This window comes from Streptomyces sp. NPDC093149, assembly GCF_044754145.1.
In the GTDB taxonomy this organism is placed as follows: domain Bacteria; phylum Actinomycetota; class Actinomycetes; order Streptomycetales; family Streptomycetaceae; genus Streptomyces.
Genome location: NZ_JBIVON010000001.1, coordinates 1,105,395 through 1,129,894, shown reverse-complemented (window position 1 = coordinate 1,129,894; position 24,500 = coordinate 1,105,395). Strand labels below are relative to the sequence as shown.

At 71.2% G+C, this 24,500-nt stretch carries 23 protein-coding genes and 2 tRNA genes; 11 read left to right on the top strand and 14 right to left on the bottom strand.

Going from position 1 to position 24,500, the window contains the following annotated elements; translation table 11 throughout:
- Positions 1–60 precede the first annotated feature (60 nt).
- Positions 61–1,974: a family 20 glycosylhydrolase gene (locus ACIQCZ_RS05315; protein ID WP_402280233.1), complete on the top strand. Its 1,914-nt coding sequence runs from the start codon at positions 61–63 to the stop codon at positions 1,972–1,974.
- 69 nt (positions 1,975–2,043) lie between these two features.
- Here the strand turns inward: ACIQCZ_RS05315 and ACIQCZ_RS05310 are convergent, their stop codons facing one another.
- From ACIQCZ_RS05310 to ACIQCZ_RS05270, 9 genes are all read right to left on the bottom strand, one after another.
- On the bottom strand, positions 2,044–2,781 hold the full coding sequence (locus tag ACIQCZ_RS05310) for a D-Ala-D-Ala carboxypeptidase family metallohydrolase (protein WP_376283308.1): 738 nt from the start codon (positions 2,779–2,781) through the stop codon (positions 2,044–2,046).
- A 168-nt stretch (positions 2,782–2,949) separates the two neighbouring features.
- Positions 2,950–3,588: a peptide deformylase gene (def, locus tag ACIQCZ_RS05305; protein WP_402279855.1), complete on the bottom strand. Its 639-nt coding sequence runs from the start codon at positions 3,586–3,588 to the stop codon at positions 2,950–2,952.
- A gap of 103 nt (positions 3,589–3,691) precedes the next feature.
- Positions 3,692–4,684, bottom strand: coding sequence for a hypothetical protein (locus ACIQCZ_RS05300; protein ID WP_351075401.1), 993 nt, complete (start codon positions 4,682–4,684; stop codon positions 3,692–3,694).
- Between the two features lie 91 nt (positions 4,685–4,775).
- On the bottom strand, positions 4,776–6,044 hold the full coding sequence (locus ACIQCZ_RS05295; protein ID WP_402279854.1) for an HD-GYP domain-containing protein: 1,269 nt from the start codon (positions 6,042–6,044) through the stop codon (positions 4,776–4,778).
- Positions 6,041–7,501: an HD-GYP domain-containing protein gene (locus ACIQCZ_RS05290; protein ID WP_402279853.1), complete on the bottom strand. Its 1,461-nt coding sequence runs from the start codon at positions 7,499–7,501 to the stop codon at positions 6,041–6,043. Before ACIQCZ_RS05290 ends, ACIQCZ_RS05295 begins: the two co-directional genes overlap by 4 nt.
- A 175-nt stretch (positions 7,502–7,676) precedes the next feature.
- Complete coding sequence (gene rsrA / locus ACIQCZ_RS05285; RefSeq protein WP_402279852.1) at positions 7,677–7,997, bottom strand: mycothiol system anti-sigma-R factor; 321 nt, start codon at positions 7,995–7,997, stop codon at positions 7,677–7,679.
- A complete protein-coding gene (locus tag ACIQCZ_RS05280) occupies positions 7,994–8,650 on the bottom strand; it encodes a sigma-70 family RNA polymerase sigma factor (protein ID WP_189273941.1) in 657 nt (218 codons plus the stop codon). The genes rsrA and ACIQCZ_RS05280 overlap by 4 nt, the downstream gene beginning before the upstream one ends.
- 320 nt (positions 8,651–8,970) lie before the next feature.
- Positions 8,971–9,684, bottom strand: a complete 714-nt coding sequence (locus tag ACIQCZ_RS05275; RefSeq protein ID WP_402279850.1) for an alpha/beta family hydrolase — start codon at positions 9,682–9,684, stop codon at positions 8,971–8,973.
- A gap of 20 nt (positions 9,685–9,704) precedes the next feature.
- Positions 9,705–10,520 carry an SOS response-associated peptidase gene (locus tag ACIQCZ_RS05270; protein ID WP_402279849.1) on the bottom strand — a complete coding sequence of 272 codons (816 nt, stop codon included), beginning with the start codon at positions 10,518–10,520 and terminating at the stop codon, positions 9,705–9,707.
- A gap of 65 nt (positions 10,521–10,585) precedes the next feature.
- Here ACIQCZ_RS05270 and ACIQCZ_RS05265 point away from each other — a divergent pair, with 65 nt between their 5' ends.
- The 4 genes from ACIQCZ_RS05265 to ACIQCZ_RS05250 all read left to right on the top strand — a co-directional run bounded on the left by ACIQCZ_RS05265 (position 10,586) and on the right by ACIQCZ_RS05250 (position 14,177).
- A complete protein-coding gene (locus ACIQCZ_RS05265) occupies positions 10,586–11,299 on the top strand; it encodes a M50 family metallopeptidase (RefSeq protein ID WP_376220539.1) in 714 nt (237 codons plus the stop codon).
- Positions 11,300–11,402: 103 nt separating this feature from the next.
- Positions 11,403–12,743 carry a 3-phosphoshikimate 1-carboxyvinyltransferase gene (gene aroA / locus ACIQCZ_RS05260; protein ID WP_402279848.1) on the top strand — a complete coding sequence of 447 codons (1,341 nt, stop codon included), beginning with the start codon at positions 11,403–11,405 and terminating at the stop codon, positions 12,741–12,743.
- A gap of 3 nt (positions 12,744–12,746) precedes the next feature.
- Positions 12,747–13,763 carry a ribosome small subunit-dependent GTPase A gene (rsgA, locus tag ACIQCZ_RS05255; protein ID WP_376220542.1) on the top strand — a complete coding sequence of 339 codons (1,017 nt, stop codon included), beginning with the start codon at positions 12,747–12,749 and terminating at the stop codon, positions 13,761–13,763.
- A gap of 90 nt (positions 13,764–13,853) precedes the next feature.
- Positions 13,854–14,177, top strand: coding sequence for a DMT family transporter (locus tag ACIQCZ_RS05250; protein ID WP_402280231.1), 324 nt, complete (start codon positions 13,854–13,856; stop codon positions 14,175–14,177).
- Positions 14,178–14,225: 48 nt separating this feature from the next.
- Here the strand turns inward: ACIQCZ_RS05250 and ACIQCZ_RS05245 are convergent, their stop codons facing one another.
- A complete protein-coding gene (locus ACIQCZ_RS05245; protein ID WP_402279847.1) occupies positions 14,226–14,831 on the bottom strand; it encodes a TetR/AcrR family transcriptional regulator in 606 nt (201 codons plus the stop codon).
- A gap of 121 nt (positions 14,832–14,952) precedes the next feature.
- Between ACIQCZ_RS05245 and hisN the strand changes: the two genes are divergently transcribed.
- Together hisN and ACIQCZ_RS05235 are read left to right on the top strand one after the other, a co-directional pair.
- The gene (gene hisN, locus ACIQCZ_RS05240) at positions 14,953–15,753 is read left to right on the top strand and encodes a histidinol-phosphatase (RefSeq protein WP_402279846.1); all 801 of its coding nucleotides are present in this window, start codon (positions 14,953–14,955) and stop codon (positions 15,751–15,753) included.
- Between the two features lie 164 nt (positions 15,754–15,917).
- Positions 15,918–16,322, top strand: a complete 405-nt coding sequence (locus tag ACIQCZ_RS05235) for a CBS domain-containing protein (RefSeq protein ID WP_351075417.1) — start codon at positions 15,918–15,920, stop codon at positions 16,320–16,322.
- Between the two features lie 272 nt (positions 16,323–16,594).
- Here ACIQCZ_RS05235 and ACIQCZ_RS05230 read toward each other — a convergent pair whose 3' ends face one another.
- The gene (locus ACIQCZ_RS05230; protein ID WP_351075418.1) at positions 16,595–18,046 is read right to left on the bottom strand and encodes a catalase; all 1,452 of its coding nucleotides are present in this window, start codon (positions 18,044–18,046) and stop codon (positions 16,595–16,597) included.
- Between the two features lie 161 nt (positions 18,047–18,207).
- On the opposite strand from ACIQCZ_RS05230, the gene ACIQCZ_RS05225 reads away from it, so the two are divergent.
- The 4 genes from ACIQCZ_RS05225 (at position 18,208) to ACIQCZ_RS05210 (ending at position 21,817) form a co-directional block, all read left to right on the top strand.
- Complete coding sequence (locus tag ACIQCZ_RS05225) at positions 18,208–18,627, top strand: Fur family transcriptional regulator (RefSeq protein WP_402279844.1); 420 nt, start codon at positions 18,208–18,210, stop codon at positions 18,625–18,627.
- A 327-nt stretch (positions 18,628–18,954) separates the two neighbouring features.
- Positions 18,955–19,773 carry an ABC transporter ATP-binding protein gene (locus ACIQCZ_RS05220; RefSeq protein WP_402279843.1) on the top strand — a complete coding sequence of 273 codons (819 nt, stop codon included), beginning with the start codon at positions 18,955–18,957 and terminating at the stop codon, positions 19,771–19,773.
- Complete coding sequence (locus ACIQCZ_RS05215; RefSeq protein WP_402279842.1) at positions 19,770–20,639, top strand: ABC transporter permease; 870 nt, start codon at positions 19,770–19,772, stop codon at positions 20,637–20,639. The genes ACIQCZ_RS05220 and ACIQCZ_RS05215 overlap by 4 nt, the downstream gene beginning before the upstream one ends.
- A 32-nt stretch (positions 20,640–20,671) precedes the next feature.
- The gene (locus tag ACIQCZ_RS05210; RefSeq protein ID WP_402279840.1) at positions 20,672–21,817 is read left to right on the top strand and encodes an ABC transporter substrate-binding protein; all 1,146 of its coding nucleotides are present in this window, start codon (positions 20,672–20,674) and stop codon (positions 21,815–21,817) included.
- 68 nt (positions 21,818–21,885) lie between these two features.
- On the opposite strand, the gene ACIQCZ_RS05205 is transcribed toward ACIQCZ_RS05210, so the two are convergent.
- The 3 genes from ACIQCZ_RS05205 to ACIQCZ_RS05195 all read right to left on the bottom strand — a co-directional run bounded on the left by ACIQCZ_RS05205 (position 21,886) and on the right by ACIQCZ_RS05195 (position 24,481).
- A tRNA-Met gene (locus tag ACIQCZ_RS05205) sits at positions 21,886–21,959 on the bottom strand.
- Positions 21,960–22,065: 106 nt separating this feature from the next.
- Complete coding sequence (locus ACIQCZ_RS05200) at positions 22,066–24,114, bottom strand: tetratricopeptide repeat protein (protein WP_402279839.1); 2,049 nt, start codon at positions 24,112–24,114, stop codon at positions 22,066–22,068.
- A gap of 293 nt (positions 24,115–24,407) precedes the next feature.
- Positions 24,408–24,481 (bottom strand) — tRNA-Met (locus tag ACIQCZ_RS05195).
- Positions 24,482–24,500 lie beyond the last annotated feature (19 nt).

Here is a 24,500-nt window from a genome sequence, read left to right as displayed (position 1 = left end):
GTTGACCACACCTGTCCATGGACCACGGCCCGGGTGACCCAAGAGGGTCGGTCTATGGACATGTGGATGGCACGACGAAGGACCATAGGGGCCGTAGTGGCTGCGCTCGCCGCCGCGCTGCTGCCCTGGCAGAGCGCGGCGGCCGAGGACGCGACCGCCGCACCACCGCCCGAGGTGCTGCCCTCTTTGCGCCAATGGCGGCCCAGTGCGGGCGAGTTCACGCTGGCCGACCGGGCGCGGATCGTGCTGGACGGGGTGCGGGACAGCCGCACGGCGGACGACGCGCGCCGCTTCGCGGGTGAACTGACGGGGAAGGCTTCGGTGTCGCGGGGCGCGGCGGCGGCCCGTACCGGCGACATCATGCTGCGACAGGACCCGTCCCTGAAGAAGTCGCTGGGCGCGGAGGGCTATCGGCTCGATGTCGGCGACCGGGTCACGGTCACGGCCGCGACCTCCACCGGCGTCTTCTACGGTTCGCGGACCGTCCTCCAACTGCTGAACGACGACGGCCGCGCCGCGCGCGGTTCGGCGACCGACGTGCCCGCGTACCGTGAGCGCGGGGTCGGGGTGTGCGCCTGCTACATCAACGTCTCGATCCCGTGGTTCGAGCGGCTGATGAAGGACATGGCGTCCCAGAAGCTCAACCAGCTGTGGATCGAGGCCAAGGTCAGGAGCGACACCGACCCGGATTCGGCGTTCTGGGGCTACTACACGAAGCCGCAGGTCCGCACCCTGGTCGCGCTGGCGAAGAAGTACCACATCGAGCTGGTGCCGGAGATCAACTCCCCCGGCCACATGGACACCTACCTGGAGAACCACCCGGAGCTCCAGCTCAAGGACAAGAACGGCGTCGCCTCCCCGCCCCGGCTCGACATCTCCCGGCCCGAGGCGCTGACGTACTACACCTCGATGGTCGACGAGGCCCTGAAGGTGTGGGACACCCGCACCTGGCACATGGGCGCCGACGAGTACATGATCGGCTCGTCCTACCCGAACTACCCGCAGCTGCAGACCGCGGCGACCGCCAAGTTCGGCGCGAGCGCGACCCCCGACGACCTCTTCGTCGACTTCATCAACCAGGTCGACGAGCATGTGAAGGCCAAGGGCCGTTCGCTGCGGATCTGGAACGACGGCCTGGCGGGCCGCAACGGCGTCGTCCCGCTGAACCGTGACATCACCGTGGAGCACTGGCTGGGCGGCGGCGCCATCCAGAAGCCGTCCGCGCTGCTCGCCGAGGGCCGGCAGGTCATGAACTCGGCGTACGCGCTCTACCTGGTGCGCGGCGGCTACACGACGCAGACGCGGCAGCTCTACGAGAGCGACTGGACACCGCTGCGCTTCGAGGGCGAGACGCTGCCCGCGACGGCCGCGAACCTCACCGGCGCCAAGATCAGCCTGTGGCCGGACAGTGCGGCGGCCGAGACCGAGAACGAGGTGGAGGCGAAGACCTTCATGCCGCTGCGCTTCCTCGCACAGGCCACCTGGGGCGGCCCGAAACCCAGTGAGACGTATGCCGGTTTCGAGGCACTGGCCCGGCGGATCGGCCACGCGCCGGGCTGGTCGAACACCGACCGCACCCCGCTCGCCGACGGTACGTACCGGCTGACCGCGGGCGACCGGGCGCTCTCCCCCGCCGCGGACGCGGGTGTCTCCCTGGTGGGTGCCGGTGCCGCATCCTGGACGCTGACGGCCACCGCCGACGGGTACTACACGGTGCGGTCGTCCGAGACCGGTCAGTGCCTGGACGCGGTGCGCGGAAAGAAGTACCTGGGCGCCCCGCTGGAGGTGGGGGCGGAGCTCTCGCTCGGGGCCTGTTCGGCGACGGCGCGTACGCAGCGCTGGCAGCTGGACACCGCGGCCGGGGGGCTGACCCTGCGCAACGCCATCTCCCAGCTCCGTCTGACGGAGCGGGCCTCGGACGGCGCCGCGGTCCAGACGACGGGCGCGACGCGGCTGACGGCGAGGACCTTCTGACACGAGCGGCACACGGAGAGGGGCCCCGTACGCCGGTTCGGACGGACCGGCGTACGGGGCCCTCGTGTGTCAGATGCCGCAGTTCGGCGCCGACCAGAAGTGGCTGGGCCCCTGGTTGACGTGGACGTGGTCGCCGTGGTCCGGGTAGCCGGGGCCGAGGATCCCGTTGAAGCCGTGGTTGCGGGCCTCCTTGGCGAGGGTGCACAGCGCGTGCGGTCCGGCGCCGAGGTCGGCCGCGTCCCCGTACAGATGACGGCTGTTGGACGCGCCGCCGACCGCGCTGTTGCAGGAGGTGGAGCGGAATCCGCTGGTGATCCGGATCGACTGGTCGCCGAGCGCGTGCCGCAGCGCCTCCAGCTTCCACATGGTGCTCAGGGCGTTGGCCTTCGCCGTGCCCGCCGCGACGGCACCACCCGCCCAGGTCGTGTTGCACTGGTTGTGCTCGGCGTACGTGAAGTGGGCCGGGGTGCAGTCGTTGTCCTGGAGCTCATAGATCTTGGCCTGGGTGGCCGGACCCGCGATGCCGTCCGCGGCGAGACCGTAGGCGGCCTGGAAACGCTTGACGGCGGCGGTGGTGGCCGGTCCGTAGGAACCGTCGACGGCGAGCACGGAGTTGTAGCCGGGGTAGCCGGCCACCCGTATCTGGAGCTGGACCACGTCGTTGCCGGTGGCGCCGGGGGACAGGGTGCGGGTCCAGGTGTAGCAGCCGTCGGCCTGTGCGGTGCCGGCGGTGACCACGGCCCCACCCAAGGCGAAAGCCATGGTCATGACAAGACCGAGCAGAAGTCGTGCGGTGCGTCTGAGCATGGGGGGCTCCCTACCACGACGGAGATGTGGTGAGAGAGCTTGTCGGACGAGTCGACGCGCGTCAACCGCCCATGAGAGAACGGTGGTTGACGGCCGGTCAAAGGAGAAGGACCGATGGGCCCGGCCTCCCGCTCAGGGGGTGCCGGGCCCGTCGGTGACAGCCGGATGTCAGTCGTTCGGCACGATCTCGTAGCGCGGCGTGTTCTCCGCCATCTGCCGCAGGGCGTCCTTGCGGTCCCGCTTCGAGAGCCGATCGATGTAGAGGTATCCGTACAGGTGGTCCGTCTCGTGCTGGAGGCAGCGGGCGAAGTAGCCGTTGCCGCGGATCCTGACCGGGTTGCCCTTGGCGTCCTGTCCGCGGACCACCGCGTAGTCCGGGCGGGCCAGCGAGGCGTACGCCGTCGGGACCGAGAGGCAGCCCTCGTTGGAGTCGTCCAGGACCCGGTTCTCGGGCGCCAGCTCTTCGAGCACCGGGTTGCAGACGGCGCCCACGTGCCGTACGCCGTCGTCGTCCGGGCAGTCGTAGACGAAGACCTTCAGGTCGACGCCGATCTGGTTGGCGGCCAGACCGACGCCCTCCGCCGTCCGCTGGCTGGCGAACATGTCGTCGATCAGCCGGGCGAGCTCGTCGTCGAACTCGGTGACGTCCCGGCACTCCTTGTGCAGCACCGGGTTGCCCACGACCGTGATCGGACGGGAGGTACCGCGCTCGCGATGTGCCGCTTCGCGCGCCTCGCAGTCCTCCGTGTCCACGACGAAACCTTCGTCGTCGAGGGTGATCTGCTCGTCCGTCTCCTGCTGCGCCATGTCCGCCGTACGCCTTCCTCAAAACCTGAAACCCGGGCATCCGAAGGTCCGGGCCGGGTACCCGAGCACCGCGACCGGTGCCCGTACAGCCTACGGGCACCGGTCAGCAGACTTCTTCGAGATCCCGCCACTCACGGCTGTCCGGGCTGTCCGCCACCCAGCCGTCCAGCAGTCCGCGCACCAGCCCGGCCGGCGCCGCTATCCCGCACTCGCGCTCGGGCACCCACAGCTCACCGGCGGTGCGGTGCCCCAGCGGGCCCGGATGCCCCGGCTCGCTGTGGTCGTGCGGGTCCAGGTGCTCGCCGTCGCCCTCGTCGCTCTCCATCCTGCTCTCCGAGCAGGCCCGGCAGAGCAGCCGCACGGAGGACGACCAGTCCTCGGCGGCGAACCCCGCGTCGGAGGCCAGCTGCTCCAACGCGTCCCGGTCCGCCTCGGTGGCCGCTTCCAGCAGCACCACCCAGGTGGGAACGGGGGACGGCGCCCACAGCTCGATCTCGTCGAAGACGGGGTACGCCGGGCCGGCCGCGGTGACCCGCTCGCCGTGCGGCACCCCGTCGTGCAGGACGACCTCTCCCCAGCGCCGGCCGGACGACGGCAGCGGGATGGAGAGCACCTCCATCCGGGCCGGATCGAGCCTGCGGCCCCAGACGACCTCGGCCTCCCCCTCCGGCGACAGCCGTACCGCGGCGCTGCCGAGCTCCATGCCGACGGGCTCGCTGTTGGCCGCCGAGGTGTGCTGCCCGGCGCCCGGCACCTTCAGGCCGTACGCCTGCCAGGCGCGGCGCGCCAGCGGCCAGTCCTGCAGCGCGGTGGCGGCGATCCCGACGTTCCACCAGTCCGGAGCGCCGGACTCCTTGTCGAGCAGCGCGACGGCCCTGAGGCCGGCGGCTCTCGCCTGTTCCCAGTCATGCCGGAACTTGTGCAGCAGCGCCAGGTTGAACCATGACTCCGAGAGCCAGGGTTCCAGGTCCGCCGCACGTGTCAGCAGTGCGCCCGCGTCCTCGTACCGGCCGTCGCCGATCAGCGTGAACGCGCGGTCCGTGGCCTGCCGCCAAGAGGCGGAGGGCCGATGCCGTACCTTCCCGAAGATCCTCACGATTCCCGCCCGTCCCGACTGGACACCCTCGTTTTCCGCTCCTCTTCGCATCCAACCATGCCCGGCCGGACGCCCGCTCATTACCCATGGGTTACCCGGGCGGGACGGGAGTCGGACCGTCCCGTGCCAGGACCCGGGCCAGGGATTCCACGACCTCGGGCTGATAGTCGTGACCGGTCCCGAGCCTGAGTTGTTCCAACGCGCCCAGCGGCCCGATGAGACTTTCCCCGGAGAGGTCGTCGTATGCGTTGACGGCCCTGACGATCCTGGCGGAAAGCGGCTGCTCGCGGAAGGGGTCCGCCTGTCGTTCCACCACGACCGCGACCCCGGCGTCCACCCCGGTCTGCCGGACCACGGCCCCGCCCAGCAGCGCGATGCGGCGCTGCTCGGCGGGGGGCAGGGTGGCCGTCGCGCCGTCCGGGACCGGATCGACCAGGGAGAGCTGGCCGATGTCGTGCATCAGGGCCGCGTACTCCAGCACGGTCAGCTCGTGTCCGGAGAGCCCCAGCTCGCGGCCGACGGCGGTGCAGAGCGTCGCGACCCTGCGGGCATGGCCGTGCGGGGTGTGCCCGGCGATCTCGGTGGACCGGGCGAGCGAGGTGATCGTCTGCCGGTAGGTGGTGCGCACGGCGACGAACCGGCGGAACGAGACCTGGGTGAGCAGCAGCGGTACGCACAGGACGGGCAGCGCCCACAGCCCGGCAACGGCCACCCCGAGTGCCATCACGACCCCGGTCGCACCGACCGCGGACCCGATGCCGACGAGGGCGCGCAGCTCGTCGTGGAGCAGCGGCCCGTACGGGTGGCGGGTGCGCGAGCGCAGCAGCAGCGCGGCGAGCACGGCGTCGCACAGCGCGGTCGGAACGAGGAGCAGGAGCGGGAAGAGCACGTAGTACGGGCCTTCGCCGAGCCGGCTCGCGACGTGGCCGGAGTTGTACAGCGGCTGGAAGCACGCGGCGGCGAAGGCGACGGTCAGGATGCGGCGGGCCACCCGGTCGAGCGAGGGTCCGCTGCCCCGGGCCACGTGCGGCACGCAGGCGACGAGCTGTGCCGCGACGAGCACGGCGACCACCTGGAGGACGCCGTGGCCGGTGGGCAGGCCGCCGCTGCGGCCGAGCAGGGCGTACGCGAGTGCCCCCGCGGCCCCGAGCGGCGCGGGCTCGCGTTCGCCCGGCAGCGCGCCCCAGCGGGCCAGTTCACCGACGGTGATGAGAAGCCCGAAGGCGAGGGCGTGGCCGGGTTGGTGGACACCGTCCCAGAGGGTGTGGCCGAGTCCGGCGGCGGCGAGCGCGGCGGCGGCGCCGCGCACGACGAGGACGGCCGGGGGCAGCGCCTTTCGCCGGGCGCGGACCGGGCTCATCCGGGCCGGTCCGCGGACGGCTGCGGACCGGGGGCCGCCCCGAGGCCGTCGGCGGGCGTCGGAGGACCGGGCGCCGTGCCGAACGGGTCCGGCCGCGGCGGACGGGCCGGTGCCGGGGACACCGGTCCCTCCCCGCTCCGTGGCCGCGGAATCGCCTCGTCCGCCGTCACCGCGGTCGACGGCGACCACCCGTGCCGTTCCACCCCGCGCACCAGGGCCCGCACCATCTGCGGATCGAACTGCGTGCCCGAGCACCGCTTCAGTTCCTCCAGCGCCGCGGGCACCGGCCGCCCCCTGCGGTACGACCGGGTCGACGTCATCGCGTCGAAGGCGTCCGCCACCGCGACGACCCGGGCGAACTCGGGGATCGCCCGGCCGCTGAGCCCGTACGGGTAGCCGCTGCCGTCGAGCCGTTCGTGGTGGTGCAGGATCGCGTCCCGGGCCTCGCCGAGGAAGCCGATGCCGCGGACGATCTCGTGCCCGTACTCCGGATGCAGTTCGATCACCCGCCGTTCCTCCGGGGTGAGCGGCCCGTCCTTGCGGAGCACCCGGGTCGGGACGCCGAGCTTGCCCACGTCGTGCAGGATGCCGGCGAACCGGAGGACCTCCAGGCGGCCCCGCTCCATGCCCAGCTCACGGGCGATGAGCACGGAGGCCTGTCCGACCCGTTCGCTGTGCCCCCGGGTGTACGCGTCCTTGATGTCGACGGCCTGCACCAGTGCCCTGATGGTGGCGCGGTGGGCGGCGTGCTCGCGGTGGTACTGGGCGAAGACCCAGCAGGAGATGTACATCGGCAGCAGGACGATGAGCGCGGACACCGGACCGTACGGACCGCGCCACAGCACGGCCATCATCAGTCCGGCGAGCCCGTGCACCAGGTGCGGTCCCAGCGAGCGGGACAGCAGCCCGTCCCAGGCGCGTCGTACGGGCAGACGTTCGGCCGCGACCAGGATGGAGCCGTCCAGGGCGGCCAGGACGAGGCTGAAGGCCAGGGCGGCCGCGCAGGCGGGCAGCAGGGCGTACGGGAGGTCGGGGAGCCGGTCGGTGCCGGACCCGCCGAGCGTGGCCGCGCCGCCCAGCAGCCCGTGGACGGACGAGGCGGCCCCGACGGTGACGGCGAGCTGCGCGGCTCGCCAGACCCGCCGTGCGGCGGCGGGCCGGTTCTCCACCCGGCCGGCGAGCGATCCGGGGATCGCGACCAGGCCGGCCGCGGCGGGCGGCAGCAGAAAGGCGGCGGCGAGCAGCAGCGGGAAGAACGATCCGGCTCCGATCGGCACGGAGCTGCCGAAGAAGGGGCAGCGCCCGGGGAGTTCACAGGCCAGATAGAGCGCGGTCAGCAGTCCGACGGTGGCCCAGGGGGTCCCGGCACCCGTGCGCAGCGCGGGCAGCACGCAGAGCAGGGCACCGGCCGCGGCCACCAGGACGTACACGCGCGCCGCCCCGTGTGTCGCTCCCACCCGCCCGGCCCGCCCCCCAACATGGTCAATGGAGGCGCCAGGCTAGCGAGTTGTTTTTCCCACCGAGCCCCGATGAGCTCGATTAGCACATTCGGGTGATGTGGTGCGGACGCGGATGATGCGGGGGCGCAACCGGGCGGCCGGTCCCCGGCGGGACGGCCGCCGGGCTACGGCGTCATTCCGTGGCGGGGGTCGGCTGTCCTGTCTCCGACGCCGTCACGTCCTGCTCGGGCACGGCCTGTCCCGAGCGGATCAGATCGATCCGGCCCATCACCTTGGAGCGCAGGTCGGTCGGCACGTCGTCCTGGCCGCAGCAGCGCTTCACCAGCTTCTTCACGGCCTGTTCCAGGCCGTATTTCTCCAGGCACGGGGAGCACTCCTCGAAGTGGACCTCGAACTTGGTGCAGTCGCTGTCGGGCATCTCGTGGTCGAGGAACTCATAGAGATGATCGAGGACCTCTGAGCAGTCCGTCTCGTGCGGCTCTCCGCAGCTCATGAGCCCGAGCCTTTCCGATCGTCCGACTCTCCGGCACCGGCCGGGACGAGCCCGCGCTCACGGGCGTAGTCCTCCAGCATGCCGCGCAACTGGCGGCGGCCCCGGTGCAGTCGGGACATCACCGTACCGATGGGAGTCCCCATGATGTCCGCGATCTCCTTGTAGGCAAAGCCCTCTACATCGGCGAGATACACGGCGATGCGGAACTCTTCGGGGATCGCCTGCAGGGCGGACTTCACATCCGAGTCGGGCAGGTGGTCGAGAGCCTGCGACTCCGCGGAGCGCAGACCGGTCGACATGTGCGACTCGGCGCGCGCCAGCTGCCAGTCCTCGATCTCCTCGGCGGCGCTGCGCTGAGGTTCGCGCTGCTTCTTGCGGTACGAGTTGATGAACGTATTGGTGAGGATGCGGTACATCCACGCCTTGAGGTTGGTGCCCTCACGGAACTGGTGGAAGGAGCCGTAGGCCTTGGCATACGTCTCCTGGACCAGGTCCTCGGCGTCTGCGGGGTTGCGCGTCATGCGCAGCGCGGCCGAGTACATCTGGTCGAGGAAGCCGAGAGCGTCCCGCTCGAAGCGCGCGTTGCGCTCGGCAGTCGTCTCCTGCGCGCGGCCGTCGTCGGTCCCTGTGTCGGTCCCAGTGACCGGACCCACCTCCTCCAACGCTGTGGCGGAGCCGAAACCGGACCCGCTCGAATCGGAGAATAGTCGACCTTGCTTCGATACGGGCTGTCGATCCGATCCGCTCAGTGCCCGCTCGGGAGTGGTCTTGGCCGCATGCAGCACCGTCCACTCCAGGTCAGCGGCGTTCGAGCGGCGCGGGCAGATGGTCGAACCCATGCGACGGACTCCCTCTCCACGTACGACGTTGATGTACCGATGACACCGACAACAGTGGCCCCCTGCTCAACATTCCCGGGGTGCGCACGGCCGCCTGCACGGTGCGACCGGCACCCTGCCCGGAGGGACGAAGCTCACATGAGGGCCGACAGCCAGGCGGTCACGGCGGTGGTCAGGATCTCCATCGCCTGATCCTCGGTCGAACCGGACTTCTTCGGAACGGCGAACCCGTGGTCCCCGTACGGCACCTCGGCGATCTCGTACTCACCCGGAGGGAATTCGGCGGGCCGCCCGAACGGGTCGTTGCCGCCCTGCACGACGAGCGTGGGTACGCCGGCCCCGAGGAGCTCGTCCGCGCGGGACCTCTCCGGCTTCCCCGGAGGATGCAGCGGGAAGCTCAGCGCGAGGACGGCGTGGGCGCCGAGTTCCGTCGCCGTCCGGCACGCCACCCGGGCCCCGGCGCTGCGCCCGCCGGCGACGACGGGCAGCCCCGGGGCGGCGAGCGCGGGCCACAGGCCCCGCCATCCGGTGTCCAGGGTCTTCGGGGCGGGCGCGATCCTCTTGCCGGCGACCCGCCACGGCTGCTCCACCAGGGCGACGGCCACCCCGTGGGCGGGCAGCACGGCGGCCAGGGCCCGCAGGTCACGGGTGTCGATGCCACCGCCCGCGCCATGGCCGACGGCGAGCACCAGGCGGGCGTTCCCCAGGCCCTCAGGGCCTTTCGGGCCTTTCGGGTCCTTCAGCTCCTGGGGGCTCTTCGCGGGCAGCCAGGTGATCCTGGCAGGCCCGGCGTCCGTGTCGACCGTCTCGGTCCTGCGGCCTGTCTCAGCGGTACTCACATGCCCCATCCTGCCTGCTCGGAACGGGGTCAGAACAGCGTGCTCACCTCCGGCGCGGCCAGCTCCTCCAGCAGCTCGGGGCCGTTGTTGCGCACATTGCTGACGGCCGTGGACACCGGATAGGCGCGCATCAGCCCGCCCGGCGGCGGTGCGAGCAGCGCCCGCAACTCCTCGGCGTCGGCGTGTGACGGATCGAGCCAGGCGTCCCACCGGTCCGGGGTCAGCATGAGCGGCATCCTGGGGTGGATGTCGGCGAGCGTGGCCGGTCCCTCGGCGGGGGCGACGGCGAGCGGAGTGGTCTCCGCCTCGGTCGTGATCACCGAGCAGGTCACCCACCAGGCCATCGGGTGGTCGTCCGGCAGCGTCCGGTCGCGCCAGAACTCGTACAGTCCGGCCATCGCGAAGACCGATCCGTCGGCGGGTGTCACGAAGTAGGGCTGCTTGCGCGGCCGCTTCTTCTTCCCCTTCTCCTCCAGCTGCCGCTCATCGGCGCCGGTGACCCACTCGTAGTAGCCGTCGGCGGGCAGGATGCAGCGCCGGGAGACGAAGGGGCGGCGGAAGGACGGCTTCTCGTGGACGGTCTCCGCGCGGGCGTTGATCATGCGTGCCGCCCCCTCGGGGGACTTCGCCCAGGACGGCACGAGTCCCCATTTCAGAGCACGCAACTGGCGAACCGGACGCTGATCGTCTGCGTCTTTCAATGGACGTTCCAGTACGGCGTAGACCTCCTTGGTCGGCGCCACGTTCCAATCGGGCGCCAGGGTCTCCTCCGGTTCCCACTTCTCGACCCGGAAGAGTCCGGTCAGGTCCTCGGGCCGCCGACTCGCTGCATACCGTCCGCACATAAGTGCCAGACTGCCACGACCGCCGCGCCGACAGGACGCCGATACCGCAAGGAGCCGCCCGCACCATGGACAGCACCGACCTGGGCAATCTGTGGGACCGCGTGTTCGGCACCCAGCCCGCACCCGAGCAGTGGCTGGTGGTGGTGACCGGCACGCTCGCGCTGATCGCCGTCGTGCCGAACCTGATATGGCGGCTGACCCGCAACGCGATCACCATCGCGCACGAGGGCGGGCACGGGCTGATCGCGCTGTGCACCGGGCGGCAGCTGTCCGGCATCCGGCTGCACTCGGACACCAGCGGGCTGACCGTCAGCCGCGGCAGGCCGACCGGCATCGGCATGATCCTGACGGCGGCGGCCGGCTACACCGCCCCGCCGTTGCTGGGCCTGGGCGGGGCGTGGCTGCTGGTCAGCGGCAGGATCACGTTGCTGCTGTGGCTGGCCACCGCGCTGCTCGCGGTGATGCTGGTGATGATCCGCAACGTGTACGGGGCACTGGCGGTGATCTTCACGGGGTCGGCGTTCCTGCTGGTGTCCTGGCTGGCCTCGCCCGCCGTGCAGTCGCTGTTCGCGTACACCGTGGTCTGGTTCCTGCTGCTCGGCGGCGTACGCCCGGCCTTCGAGCTCCAGTCGAAGCGGCGGCACGGCGGTGCGCCGGACTCGGACGCGGACCAGTTGTCGCGGCTGACCGATGTGCCGGCCGCGCTGTGGCTGTTCCTCTTCCACGCGGTGTCGCTCTGCTCGCTGATCGGCGGCGGGCGCTGGCTGCTCGGCATCTGAGGGCCGGTCCCGCACGGCGCCGCCCACCACAGATGCGTTACACACCCGTTTCGACTCATTTGATCGAGATTCGGGTTTGCGGTGAGCCACTAAAGTGAGGTCCATGACCGAACGTTCCGTGCACCCCGCCCTCTGGCCCGCCCCGCATGCGACCGGAGCCGTCGATGCGACCGTCACCGTGCCCGGATCGAAATCGGTCACCAATCGCGCGCTGGTCCTCGCCTCTCTCGCCGCCGAGCCCGGCTGGCTGCGTCGCCCGCTGCGCTCCCGCGACACCCTGCTGATGGCCGAGGCGCTGCGTGCGATGGGCGTCGGCATCGAGGAGACGGTGTCGTCCAGCTCCTCCGTCGCGGACGGCCCGGACGCCGCCGGTGAGGCCTGGCGGGTCATCCCGGCCGGGCTGCACGGCCCCACCACGATCGACGTCGGCAACGCCGGTACGGTCATGCGCTTCCTGCCGCCGGTCGCGGCGCTGGCCGACGGCCCGATCCACTTCGACGGCGACCGGCGTTCGTACGAACGCCCGCTGAACGGCGTGATCGACGCGCTGCGGGTGCTGGGCGCCCGGATCGACGACGACGGGCGCGGTGCGCTGCCCCTGACGGTGCACGGCAGCGGCGCCCTGGACGGCGGCGCGGTGGAGATCGACGCCTCCTCGTCCTCGCAGTTCGTCTCGGCGCTGCTGCTGTCGGCGCCGCGCTACAACCAAGGGGTGGAGGTCCGTCACACCGGCGCCCGGCTCCCCTCCATGCCGCACATCCGGATGACCGTCGACATGCTCCGGGCCGTCGGCGCCCAGGTCGACGAGCCGGAGACGGGCGGCGAGCCGAACGTCTGGCGGGTCTCGCCCTCCGCCCTGCTCGGCCGTGATCTCACCATCGAGCCCGATCTCTCGAACGCCCAGCCGTTCCTCGCCGCCGCACTGGTCACCGGCGGCCGGGTCACCATCCCCGACTGGCCCGAGCACACCACCCAGCCGGGCGACGCGCTGCGGGAGATCTTCACCGCGATGGGCGGCAGTTGCGAGCTGACCGAGCACGGGCTCACCTTCACCGGTTCGGGCCGTATCCACGGCATCGACGTCGACCTCGGCGAGGTCGGCGAGCTCACCCCGGGCATCGCGGCCGTGGCGGCCCTCGCGGACGGCCCGTCCACCCTGAGCGGCGTCGCCCATCTGCGGCTGCACGAGACGGACCGGCTCGCCGCGCTCACCAAGGAGATCAACGAACTCGGCGGCGACGTCACCGAGACCGCCGACGGGCTGCACATCCGGCCCAGGCCGCTGCACGGCGGTACCTTCCATACGTATGACGACCACCGGATGGCCACCGCGGGGTCGATCATCGGCCTCGCCGTCCCCGGAGTGGAGATCGAGAACGTGGCGACCACCGCCAAGACCCTGCCGGACTTCCCGCAGATGTGGACCGGAATGCTCGGGGCCTGAGACATGCGCCGCTACGGCAAGAACCCCGACGAGGACGACATCCGGTTCCGCCCCAACCCGAAGGGCAACCGGCCCCGTACCCATACCCGCCCGAAGCACGAGGACGCCGAGGACGGCATGGTCCTCACCGTCGACCGGGGCCGCCTCACCTGTCTCGTGGACGGCCGTACGGTCATGGCGATGAAGGCCCGTGAGCTGGGCCGGAAGGCCGCCGTGGTGGGTGACACCGTCTCCATCGTCGGCGATCTGTCCGGCGACAAGGACACCCTCGCCCGCATCGTCCGCATCGGTGAGCGCCGCTCGGTGCTCCGCCGTACCGCGGACGACGACGATCCGTACGAGCGGGTCGTCGTCGCCAACGCCGATCAGCTGGCGATCGTCACCGCGCTGGCCGATCCGGAACCCCGGCCGCGGATGATCGACCGCTGTCTGGTCGCCGCGTACGACGGTGGGCTCTCCCCGCTCCTCGTGCTGACCAAGTCGGACCTCGCCTCCCCGGACAAACTGCTGGAGGCGTACACCCCGCTGGGCGTCCCCTTCATCGTCACCAGCCGCGAGGAACTGGAGAACGGCGACGCGGCCGAGCGGGTCCGCGAGCAGCTGAACGACCGGGTCACCGCCTTCGTCGGCCACTCCGGTGTCGGGAAGACGACCCTGGTCAACGCGCTCGTGCCGAAGGACCGGCGGCGCACCACCGGCGTCGTCAACGCGGTCACCGGCCGGGGCAGGCACACCACCACATCGGCGCTGGCGCTCCCCCTGCCCGACTACCGCGGCTGGGTGATCGACACCCCCGGCGTGCGCTCCTTCGGGCTCAACCACATCGATCCGTCCCGGGTGATCCACGCGTTCCCGGACCTGGAGCCCGGCACCGAGGACTGCCCGCGCGGCTGCACCCATGACGGCAACCAGCCGGAGTGCGCCCTGGACGCCTGGGTGGCGGACGGCCACGCCGATCCGGCGCGACTGGATTCGCTGCGGCGGCTGCTGTCCACGCGGGAGCGGCGCGAGGGCGACTGACCCGGGCAACGTTTGCGATCCGCCGTCGTCGGTAAGTGCATAATCACACCCAGCGAGGCAAGGCGGTCACCGAAGCGGGAGGGCATGACGATGGCGTGGCTGCTGGTCGTGGTCGCGGGGCTGCTGGAGACCGGCTTCGCCGTCTGTCTGAAGCTCTCGCACGGATTCACCCGGCTCTGGCCGACCGTCGCGTTCTGCATCTTCGCCCTCGGCAGCTTCGGTCTGCTGACGCTGTCGCTGAAGAAGCTCGACGTCGGCCCCGCCTACGCCGTGTGGACCGGCATCGGCGCGGCGGGCACCGCGATCTACGGCATGGTCTTCCTCGACGACCTGGTCTCCACCCTCAAGCTGATCTCGATCTCCCTGGTGATCCTCGGCGTGATCGGTCTGCAGCTCTCGGGCTCGTCGCACTGACCGCCCGGCGCGGGCTCACGCCGTGACAAGCGGCGGCGGGCCCGGTCCTCATCCGGCCGACCGCCCCTCCACCACCGTGCACACCAGCGGCGCCGTCTCGCCCGGGGAAGCCGGCACCAGCGCGTAGCTCAGCGCGAGCCGCAGCACGATCTCGCAGGTCGCGGCGAGTTGCTCCGGGTCGTGCGACGGCCGGTCCCCGGCGAGGGCGGCCACCATACGATCCCTGACCTGGCCGAGCAGTTCGGCGGGCGTCGGCGTTCCGGCATCGGCCCACCGCTGGGCGGGGACCGGCGACGAGGTCGGCGCCGCCGGGCGTGCGGGACGGGGTAATCGCTCACCCCAGCAGCCCGTGAGCAACCCTCGGACGAGGGCGTTCGTCCGTACGGCACGGACGGTCCAGGCGGCGGTGGCGGCCGGCCCGTCCCTCGGGTCGGCGACCGATCGCAGCGCCCGGTCGACGCCTGCCAGGTAGCCGTCCGCGGCACCTCGGACCAGGGCGCGGGCCAGGCCGTCCTTGCCGCCGAACTCGTTGTAGAGGGTCTGCCGGGAGACCCCGGCGGCGGACGCGACATCGACCATGCGCACCGCCGACCAGGGCAGCGTGGCCAGCGCCGAGAGTGCGGCGTCCAGCAATGCGTCTCGCGCCGTGGGCATCGTCGCCTCCCGCGCCATGGGGCCTGCGTTCCAGAGTTGACGTGCCGCCGGGGACTGTCAATGGTCCGGACCGCCGCGGACCCCTGTGGCTCCGTTCACCTGCGGTCGATACTGTGACGGCATGCCCGATTACCACGATGATCTGCGCCTCGCCCATGTGCTGGCGGATGCCGCCGACGCGGCGACGATGGACCGGTTCAAGGCTCTGGACCTCAAGGTCGAGACCAAGCCGGACATGACGCCGGTGAGCGAGGCCGACAAGGCCGCCGAGGAGCTGATCCGCGGCCACCTCCATCGGGCACGCCCGCGCGACGCGATTCTGGGCGAGGAGTTCGGGATCGAGGGCACCGGCCCGCGGCGCTGGGTCGTCGACCCGATCGACGGCACCAAGAACTACGTCCGGGGCGTGCCGGTCTGGGCGACGCTGATCTCCCTGATGGAGGCCGGTGAGGAGGGGTTCCAGCCGGTGGTCGGCGTGGTCTCGGCCCCCGCCCTGAACCGGCGCTGGTGGGCGGCGAAGGGCGCGGGCGCGTTCTCCGGCCGCAGTCTGACCTCGGCGACCCGGCTGCAGGTGTCGAAGGTGGGGCGGATCGCGGACGCCTCGTTCGCGTACGCGTCGCTGAGCGGGTGGGAGGAGCAGGGCCGGCTCGACGGGTTCCTGGATCTGACCAGGGCCTGCTGGCGCACTCGTGGCTACGGGGACTTCTGGCCGTACATGATGGTCGCCGAGGGGTCGGTCGACATCTGCGCGGAGCCCGAGCTCTCGCTCTGGGACATGGCCGCGAACGCGATCATCGTCCAGGAGGCCGGCGGGAGGTTCACCGGCCTGGACGGGGTCTCCGGCCCCGGCGGCGGCAACGCGGCGGCCTCGAACGGACTGCTCCACCACGAACTGCTGGGCTATCTGAATCAACGCTACTGACCCGGATCGCGCCCCCGAGGGGCGTCGCGCACCACCGCACGCCCCTCGGACGCTCCCGGCGCCCCTTGTTCCGGTTCCGCATCGGTGCAACTCTGAGAGTCTCCCCGCTTGTGAACTTGTGAACCGACTCACATGGTCGCTTCACGAAGGAGGTGGCTCCCTTCATGCTCGTCCGTGACGCCATGAGCACGCTGGTCCTCACCATCGGACCGACCCACACGCTCCGCCAGGCCGCCCGGCTGATGTCGGTCCGCCGCGTCGGGGCCGCGGTCGTCCTCGACCAGGACACCAGCGGACTCGGCATTCTCACCGAGCGCGACATCCTCGACGCGGTCGGCTCCGGCAAGAACCCCGATGTCGAGACGGCCTCCACCCACACCACCACCGATGTGGTCTTCGCCGCGCCCACCTGGACCCTGGAAGAGGCCGCGGAGGCCATGACGCACGGCGGATTCCGTCATCTGATCGTGCTGGACGACCACGGACCCGTCGGCATCGTCTCGGTCCGCGACATCCTGCGCTGCTGGGCGCCCATCAGGCGCCGCCACCACGCGGAACTCGTCGGCTGAGAGCCTGTCGGGTGGCCTCGGACCGGACGGCGGACGCGGTCCGGTGCGTGCGGTTCCGGGGCGGAGGAGGGAGTCGGACGGGGTCTCCCCCGCTCGAACGTGGCTGAGAGCTCGGGGAAGGAGCGTCGGCGACCGACGACGCGGGAAGCGTGCGCGCCAGGGCGCGTCCGCCCGGCCGGAGGCCACCCGACAGGCTCTGAGCCCCGGGAACGACCGGTGGGCCGGTCCCCTCCGAAGAGGGAACCGGCCCACCGTCGACGACAGGCGCCGGTTCAGCCGCGCAGGGCCTGGACCGCGGCCTCCAGACGCTTGCCGAAGTCGCCGTCCGCCTGGCGGAAGTTGTTGATCGCTCGCTCGGCGATGTCGTCGCGCGACACCTTGGCGATGAACCCGGCGAGGTTGTCGATCAGCCGGACCTTCTCGTCCTCGGAGAAGAGCCGGTAGAGGTTTCCGGCCTGCACGAAGTCGTTGTCCTCGGCGTGGCTCGGGGCCTCGTGCGTACCGATCTCGCCCGCGACCGGGGTGGCCTCCCACAGCGGCCGGTCCGTCTGGGCCGGGCCGCCGAAGCTGTTCGGCTCGTAGTTCTTCGCGCCCTTGTGACGGCCGTCGTACAGGTAGCCGTCACGGCTGTTGGTGCGCGCCTCGGTGGCGTGCGGGCGGTTGACCGGCAGGTGGTCGGCGTTGATGCCGACGCGGTAGCGGTGGGCGTCGCCGTACGCGAAGAGACGGCCCTGGAGCATCTTGTCGGGGGACGGGCCGATGCCCGGCACGAAGTGCGCGGGGCTGAAGATCGACTGCTCGACCTCGGCGAAGATGTTCTCCGGGTTGCGGTTGAGCTCCAGCTTCCCGATCTCGATCGGCGGGTAGTCCTCGTGCGGCCACACCTTGGTGAGGTCGAACGGGTTGAAGCGGTACGTGGCCGCCTCGGCCGCCGGCATGATCTGGACCTGCACCGTCCAGGACGGGAAGTCACCGCGCTCGATCGCCTCGCGCAGATCACGCTGGTGGCTGTCGGGGTCCTCACCGGCGAGCTTGTTGGCCTCGTCCTGGGTGAGGTTCTTGATGCCCTGGTCGGTCTTGAAGTGGTACTTGACCCAGAAGACCTCGCCGGCCTCGTTGCTCCACTGGTACGTGTGCGAGCCGTACCCGTTCATGTGACGCAGTGTGGCCGGGATGCCGCGGTCACCGAAGAGCCAGGTCACCTGGTGGGTGGACTCGGGCGACAGCCCCCAGAAGTCCCAGACGTTGTCCGCCTCCTGGGAGCCGGTGTACGGGTCGCGCTTCTGGGTGTGGATGAAGTCCGGGAACTTGATGGCGTCCTTGATGAAGAACACCGGGGTGTTGTTGCCGACGAGGTCGTAGTTGCCCTCTTCGGTGTAGAACTTCAGCGCGAAGCCGCGGGGGTCGCGCACCGCGTCGGCCGAACCGAGGTTGCCCGCGACGGTCGAGAAGCGGAGGAACGTCTCGGTCTGCTTGCCGACCTCGGAGAGGAACTTCGCCCGCGTCCACCGGGAGACGTCACGGGTGAGCGTGAACGTGCCGTACGCACCGGCACCGCGGGCGTGCACGATCCGCTCCGGGATGCGCTCACGGTTGAAGTGCGCGAGCTTCTCCAGCAGCGACTGGTCCTGCACCAGCACAGGTCCGCCGACGCCCGCGGTCTGGCTGTTCTGGTTGTCGGCGACCGGCGCGCCGGCCTCCGTGGTGAGCGGTCCCTGCGTCACGTGCGCCTCCTGCGTCGTTCCTGCACATTCGTCATGTCCTGCACAGCCTGTCCCTTGGCTTATGCCGGTCTCGATCCTACAATGGACATTGTCCAAGTCAAGTGAACATCCAAAGTCACACCTGTTCGGGACCTGGTCCCCTCACTGTTAGGCTTGTTCTTATGAGTGACCTGTTGGAACGACTTCGCGGACGCGGCTGGCGCATGACTGCGCAGCGGCGCGTCGTGGCCGAGGTCCTCGACGGGGACCATGTGCACCTGACGGCCGACGAGGTCCACGCCCGCGCCGTCACCAAGCTGCCCGAGATCTCCCGCGCCACCGTCTACAACACCTTGGGCGAGATGGTGACGCTCGGCGAGGTCATCGAGGTCTCCACGGACCGCCGGGCCAAGCGTTACGACCCGAACGCACACCGTCCCCATCACCACCTCGTCTGCGCGAACTGCGGCATCATCCGCGACGTGCACCCGGCGGGCGACCCGCTGGCGGACCTGCCGAGCGACGAGCGGTTCGGATTCACGGTCTCCGGTGTCGAGGTCACCTACCGCGGCATCTGCCCGAACTGCGCCGCGACGAGCTGAGTCCCACCACGAAGGGCCCCGGTGCGAGCATCCTGCCCACCGGGGCCCTTCGCATGCCTGCCGGACGCGCGGACCACACGACCGTGAGCCGACCGACAGAACGCGCGGACCGGTCGCCGCCGAGGCGCCGAGCCACTCGGACCATCCCGGCCGCCCCGCCCGCGGTCGAGGACGGAACGGACACCGGGCGGACCCGTCACACCCCCGCACCCTCGATCCGACCACGCGCGCACCCCCTTCCCTGATCTGACGGACCGTCATATCGTCGGCGGCGATCACGTCCGCCCCGCGGCGGATCCGCACCTCGATACGCGCGAGGAGAGACCCGTGGGAGTTCCGCACCCGACCACACCCACACCCACTGCCCCAGCCACCCGTCCCAAACTCCGCGCCGACGCGCTCACCCGTTCGTTCGGACGCGGCGCCAAGGCCCTTCCCGCCCTCGGTCCGGTCGATCTCTCCGTCGCACCGGGTGAGTTCACCTGCATCGTCGGCCCGTCCGGCTGCGGCAAGTCCACGCTGTTACGGATCGCCGCCGGGCTGCTCCGCCCCAGCTCGGGCGAGCTCTCCATCCGTACGGCCTCGTCCCGCCCGGCGGCGATGATCTTCCAGGACTACGGGATCCACGACTGGAAGACCGTACTCGCCAATGTCCGCTTCGGCCTCGACATCCAGCGCGTACCGCGCAAGGAGGCCGACGCCAGGGCTCGCGACTGGCTGGCCCGGATGGGACTCTCGGACTTCGCGGGGGCGTATCCGGCCGCTCTCTCCGGCGGGATGCGGCAACGGGTCGCCATCGCCCGCGCCCTCGCCGTCGAACCCGAGATGCTGCTGATGGACGAGCCGTTCGCGGCATTGGACGCCCAACTGCGCACGATCCTCCAGGACGAGCTGCTCGATCTCACCCAGACCACCCGTACCACCACCCTCTTCATCACCCACAGCCTCGAAGAGGCGATCGTGCTCGGGGACAGGGTGCTGGTGATGTCCGCCGGGCCGGGCCGGTTCATCGCCGAGCGCCGTCCGCCGTTCGCCCGGCCTCGCACCGGCGACGAGATCCGGTCGGCACCCGAGTTCACCGCGTTGAAGAGCGAGTTGTGGGAGCTGCTGCGCGGCGAGGTGCGCAGGGAGGCGGTCCCGGCATGAGCCCCACCGTGAATGCCACGAAACCCGACGAGGGTGTGCTGGTCCGCAGGCCCGGTCCGCAGGAACTGCGTCCGGTGCGCACCCACCGCAGGCGGCGCGCCCTGGAACTCTCGCTCGCCGTCGCCGTACCGCTGGTACTCGTGCTGCTCTGGCAACTGGCCGCCGAGCGGTCCTGGATCGACGACCGGGTCTACCCCGCCCCCTCCACCATCCTGGCGGACGGCTGGGACCGGGCGGGCGCCGGTGAGCTCTGGCCGGATGTATGGGCCACGCTCAAGCGGGTCCTCGGCGGCTATGCGATCGGCACCGTCGCGGGATACGCGCTCGGGCTGCTGATGGGCTCGCTCCCCCTCGTACGGGCCGCGCTGGAGCCATTGCTCGACGCCCTGTACGTCGTACCGAAGCTGGCCCTGCTGCCGGTCTTCCTCAATATGTTCGGTCTCGGTGAGGGGCCGCAGATCGCCCTGGTCGCGGCGACCGTCTTCTTCTTCGTCTGGATCTCCACCATGGCGGCCGTGCTCGCCGTCCCGGCCGGCCACCGGGACGCCGGTGAGGTCTTCGGCGCCTCTCCCTGGCAGATGTTCCGGCATGTGCTGCTGCCGGCGTCGCTGCCCGCCGTCCTGGTCGGGGCGCGGATCGCGGCGGGAGTGGCCGTGCTGGTCATCGTCGCCTCGGAACAGATCGCGGCGGCCGACGGGCTCGGGCATCTGATCTTCGACTCCCGGGCGCTGTTCCAGAACGACGTGATGTTCGTCGGCATCGTGTGTGTCGCGGTCCTGGGCGTCGTCTTCTCCGAAGCGGTGCGCGTCGCCGGGCGGTTGCTCACACCGTGGGCCCCGCGCGATCGCGGCCGAGGCCGGTCCTGAACGGCTCCCCTCGTTCCTCGTACGGAGGCACTGTGCGTACACGTACCCCTTTCACCTGCACCGTCGTACTCGTCACCGCATGCCTGTTCGGCGCGGCGGGCTGTGCCGGGAAGGACTCCGCCGGCGACCGCGACGCCCCTGCCGCTGCGCGGACCGTCAAGCCCGTCGCGGGCTGCGGCTCCGCCGGCTGGACCGACCCGGCCGACCTCGCCCCCGACCGGAAACCGGCCCGCTGCGACAAGGACGCGCCGGGCCCCCGCCCCCTGGCGAAGAAACGGAAGCTCACCGTCGCCACCGGCACCCTGAGCGCGGAGTATGTCGCTCCGCTCCAGGTCGCGGTGGCGAAGGGCGAGTTCGCGAAGGAGGGGCTGGAGGTCGAACTGAAGGTGCTGCCCACCCCGGACGCCCTGCCACTGCTCGCCAGGGGCGATGTGGACGCCCAGTGGGCGGCACCCGAGGCGGCCGTGATGAACGGCATCAACGGCGGCTTCGACATCAAGTGGGTGGCGGGGAACTTCTCCCCCGACCCCACCTCCAAGAGCGGCCTGTGGGTGCGCCTCAAGAACGGCGAGAGCGCCGATCACGTCGAGATGGCGGGCCGGAGGATGGGCACGATGATCGGCAAGGGCTCGGTCATCGCGTACCCGATGGACACCTCCCTGAAGAAGCACGGCGGCGGCCTCGACAGGATCAGCTTCCAGCAGCTCGGTTCCGCGGACGTACTGACCGCGCTGCGGAACGGCGGTGTGGACTCGGCCTGGCTGCTCGACCCGGTCTGGCGCAAGGTGGACGGCGACCGGAAGTACGCGTTCCTCGGCGGCCAGCCGCTCGGTGAACCGCTCGGCGGTCTGCTCTTCGGCCCGACGCTGCTGAACAAGGACCCGGACGCGGGCGTCGCCTTCCTCCGGGCCTACATCCGGACGGTGAACACCTACTTCGCCGGCGACTACAAGGCGGACCCCGCGTTCGTCGCCGAGCTGGCGAGGCTGATGAAGACCGACGAGGCCACACTGCGGGCGACGCCGTCGATGCGGATGGACTGGGAGATACGCAGCGGCACGACGGACCGGTTGCAGAAGGCGTACGCGGACGCGGGGGTCTTCAAGGGTGCCGCGGTGCCGGAGGCGAAGGCCGTCGACCGGGCGATGTACTCGGAGGCGGTGGGGCACAGGCTCTGAGCACGGGGCCGGGTCGGATGATGCACGGAAGGCCGGATCCCTTGAGGGATCCGGCCTTCCGTCTTCAGTAGCGGGGACAGGATTTGAACCTGCGACCTCTGGGTTATGAGCCCAGCGAGCTACCGAGCTGCTCCACCCCGCGTCGTTGTGGTCCCCACGGTACGTCACCGCTCCGGACCAGTGCAAATCGGTTCCGGAGCCCCGCGCGCGCGGGCGCCGGGATCCACTGCCACGACGCCCCGCCCCGCCTACGCGGTGAGCTCCTGGTGCAGCGCCTCCCGCAGCCGGGCGGCCCGCTCGGCGACCTCCGCCGGACCCAGCTCGACCGCCCGCGCGCACCAGCGCTGCCCCTCGGTGAGCTCGCCGCGGCGGGCGGCCAGCAGAGCGAGGCGCAGGGCGGCCCGCCCGTGCCCGTCGTTCGCGGCGCGGCTCCACCACAACGCGGCCTCCCGCTCGCTGCCCTCACGGGCGAGCAGCAGCCCGAGGTTGAAGGCACCGTTGCGGCTGCCCGCCTCGGCGGCCTCGCGGTACCAGCGGGCCGCGCTGTCCACGTCGCCGCGGGCCGCCGCGAGCATCCCGACACGCACCTGGGCACGGCGGTGCCCCTGCTCGGCGGCCCGCTCGTACCACTCCTCGCACTCGGTCTTCTCCGGCATCGGCTCGCCGAGCGCCGGAGGGCCGGGCGGCGGCTGCCGCGAGTCCAGCACCCCGGCCAGCCGGAAGGCGGCCTCGGCGCTGCCGCCGCCCGCCGCGCAGCGCAGATGGCGCTCGGCCTCCTGCTCCTCGCCGTGGTGCAGCAGGGCCATGCCGACCTGGAGCGCGGCCTCGGTGTGACCCGCAGCCGCGGCGCGCTCGTACCAGACCAGTGCCGTACGGTCCTCGTCCCGCCCGGCGTACAGGATGCCGAGGTTGAAGGCCGCGTCGACGCTGCCCGCCTCGGCGGCCTTGGAGAACCAGGGCTCGGCGCCGCTCGCGTCGCCCGCCTGGAGCAGCAGCACGGCGAGCGCGTTGGCGGCCTCGCGGTGACCCGCGTATGCGGCACGGCGGTACCACTGCTCGGCCTGCGGCGTACGGTCCTGCGCCGCGCAGAGCAGTCCCAGGTTGTAGGCGCCGTTGACGTCGCCCGCGTCCATGGCGGCGCGGTACCAGCGCTCGGCGGTCTGCTGCTCACCGCGGGCGGCGTGCAGGGCACCCAGGGCGTTGGCCGCGTTCCCGTCGCCGTCCTGGGCGGCACGCAGCCACCACACGGCGGCGCTCTCCTCGTCACCGGCGTCGCGCAGCAGGAATCCGAGCGCGCAGGCGGCCCGCGCCTCCCCGGCCTTCGCGGAGATCAGGTACCAGCGGCCGGCCTCCTTGGGCTCGCCGCGCTGTTCGAGGATGGCGCCGAGGTGCAGGGCGGCCCGCCGGTGGCCGCGCGCGGCGGCCTGCCGGTACCACTGCTCGGCCTCGCCCACGCGCCCGGCCGCCGGACCCGCCACGGGGCCGTCGTCCTTGCGCGCCCCGGACCGGCCGACCGCACCCGGGCGCTCGGTGCCCGCGCCGGGGCCGGGGCTGAGCCCCGGGCGGCCGAAGGCGTCGTGCGGGTCGTCGGCCGCGTTGCGGTCCAGCATGCGTGCGAGGCGGTAGGCGGCCTCGCGGTGTCCCTGTTCGGCTGCGGCACGCAGCCACCGCTCGGCGCCGACGTCGCTGCGGTGTTCCAGCAGATCGGCGAGGGCGTAGGCGCCCAGCGCGTGGCCCTGTTCGGCGGACTGCCGCAGCCAGTACTCGGCACCGGGCTCGTCACCGCGCTCCCGGTAGTGGCGGCCGAGGGCGTGCGCGGCGGCGGCGGAACCCGCGACGGCCGCGATACGCCACCACCCGGCCGCATCGTCGGTGTATCCGCGCTGATGGAGAAGGACGCCCAGGTTGTTGGCCGCGGCCCGGTCGCCGTCGGCGGTGGCCCCGCGCAGATACGGCTCGGCCCCGTCCAGATCGCCGCGGCGCAGCAGCAGGGCACCGAGGACGCTCATCGACGTGGTGTCCCCCGCGTCGGCTGCGCGACGGTGGCGCTCCTCGCTCTCGGCGCTCTCCGGGCTCTCGGAAGTCTCCTGGACCCCGGGGCCCTCCCCGGCCCCGATGGACCCGGCGCTCCCGGTGGTCACGGCGTTCCCCGTGCCCTCCGTGCTTTCCGTGCTTTCCGTGCTCTCGACGGTCGCGTCACACCCCGCAGTCTCGGCGGTCTCGGTCGTCCCGATGATCCCAGTGTTCTCGGCGGTCTCGCTGTTCTCCCCGGCGGCAATACCAAAAGCCTCATTCATCACGCTATCCGGCCGATGAACGCGACGCTGCACAAACCGCCCTGTCTCCAACAGAGTTGCCCTGCCCCCCATAAATACCATCGTCGCACCACCTGCAACCCGCGTACAGCTCGTATACCGCGGCCAGTGAGGTCACTTCAGCGTTTTGTCGACATGCCCACAGAGAGATAAGTCAAACACGCCCGGACCCAACTCGTGCCCCGCGAACCGCCCTTCACGCACTTCGCACAAGAAAGTCGCAAGACATGACGAAGGCCCGGATCCTTGAAAGGATCCGGGCCTTCGTCTTTCAGTAGCGGGGACAGGATTTGAACCTGCGACCTCTGGGTTATGAGCCCAGCGAGCTACCGAGCTGCTCCACCCCGCGTCGTTGTGGTGAAACCGTA

Bases quoted from the DNA above. Each gene is read 5' to 3' on its own strand.
- ACIQCZ_RS05215 (WP_402279842.1), top strand. From the start codon at position 19,770: ATGAGCCCCACCGTGAATGCCACGAAACCCGACGAGGGTGTGCTGGTC.
- aroA (WP_402279848.1), top strand. From the start codon at position 11,403: ATGACCGAACGTTCCGTGCACCCCGCCCTCTGGCCCGCCCCGCATGCG.
- ACIQCZ_RS05310 (WP_376283308.1), bottom strand. From the start codon at position 2,781: ATGCTCAGACGCACCGCACGACTTCTGCTCGGTCTTGTCATGACCATG.
- def (WP_402279855.1), bottom strand. From the start codon at position 3,588: ATGGCGCAGCAGGAGACGGACGAGCAGATCACCCTCGACGACGAAGGT.
- rsrA (WP_402279852.1), bottom strand. From the start codon at position 7,997: ATGAGCTGCGGAGAGCCGCACGAGACGGACTGCTCAGAGGTCCTCGAT.
- ACIQCZ_RS05265 (WP_376220539.1), top strand. From the start codon at position 10,586: ATGGACAGCACCGACCTGGGCAATCTGTGGGACCGCGTGTTCGGCACC.
- ACIQCZ_RS05235 (WP_351075417.1), top strand. From the start codon at position 15,918: ATGCTCGTCCGTGACGCCATGAGCACGCTGGTCCTCACCATCGGACCG.
- ACIQCZ_RS05270 (WP_402279849.1), bottom strand. From the start codon at position 10,520: ATGTGCGGACGGTATGCAGCGAGTCGGCGGCCCGAGGACCTGACCGGA.
- ACIQCZ_RS05315 (WP_402280233.1), top strand. From the start codon at position 61: ATGTGGATGGCACGACGAAGGACCATAGGGGCCGTAGTGGCTGCGCTC.
- ACIQCZ_RS05295 (WP_402279854.1), bottom strand. From the start codon at position 6,044: ATGAGCCCGGTCCGCGCCCGGCGAAAGGCGCTGCCCCCGGCCGTCCTC.
- ACIQCZ_RS05250 (WP_402280231.1), top strand. From the start codon at position 13,854: ATGGCGTGGCTGCTGGTCGTGGTCGCGGGGCTGCTGGAGACCGGCTTC.
- rsgA (WP_376220542.1), top strand. From the start codon at position 12,747: ATGCGCCGCTACGGCAAGAACCCCGACGAGGACGACATCCGGTTCCGC.
- ACIQCZ_RS05275 (WP_402279850.1), bottom strand. From the start codon at position 9,684: ATGGGGCATGTGAGTACCGCTGAGACAGGCCGCAGGACCGAGACGGTC.
- ACIQCZ_RS05245 (WP_402279847.1), bottom strand. From the start codon at position 14,831: ATGCCCACGGCGCGAGACGCATTGCTGGACGCCGCACTCTCGGCGCTG.
- ACIQCZ_RS05225 (WP_402279844.1), top strand. From the start codon at position 18,208: ATGAGTGACCTGTTGGAACGACTTCGCGGACGCGGCTGGCGCATGACT.
- hisN (WP_402279846.1), top strand. From the start codon at position 14,953: ATGCCCGATTACCACGATGATCTGCGCCTCGCCCATGTGCTGGCGGAT.
- ACIQCZ_RS05200 (WP_402279839.1), bottom strand. From the start codon at position 24,114: ATGAATGAGGCTTTTGGTATTGCCGCCGGGGAGAACAGCGAGACCGCC.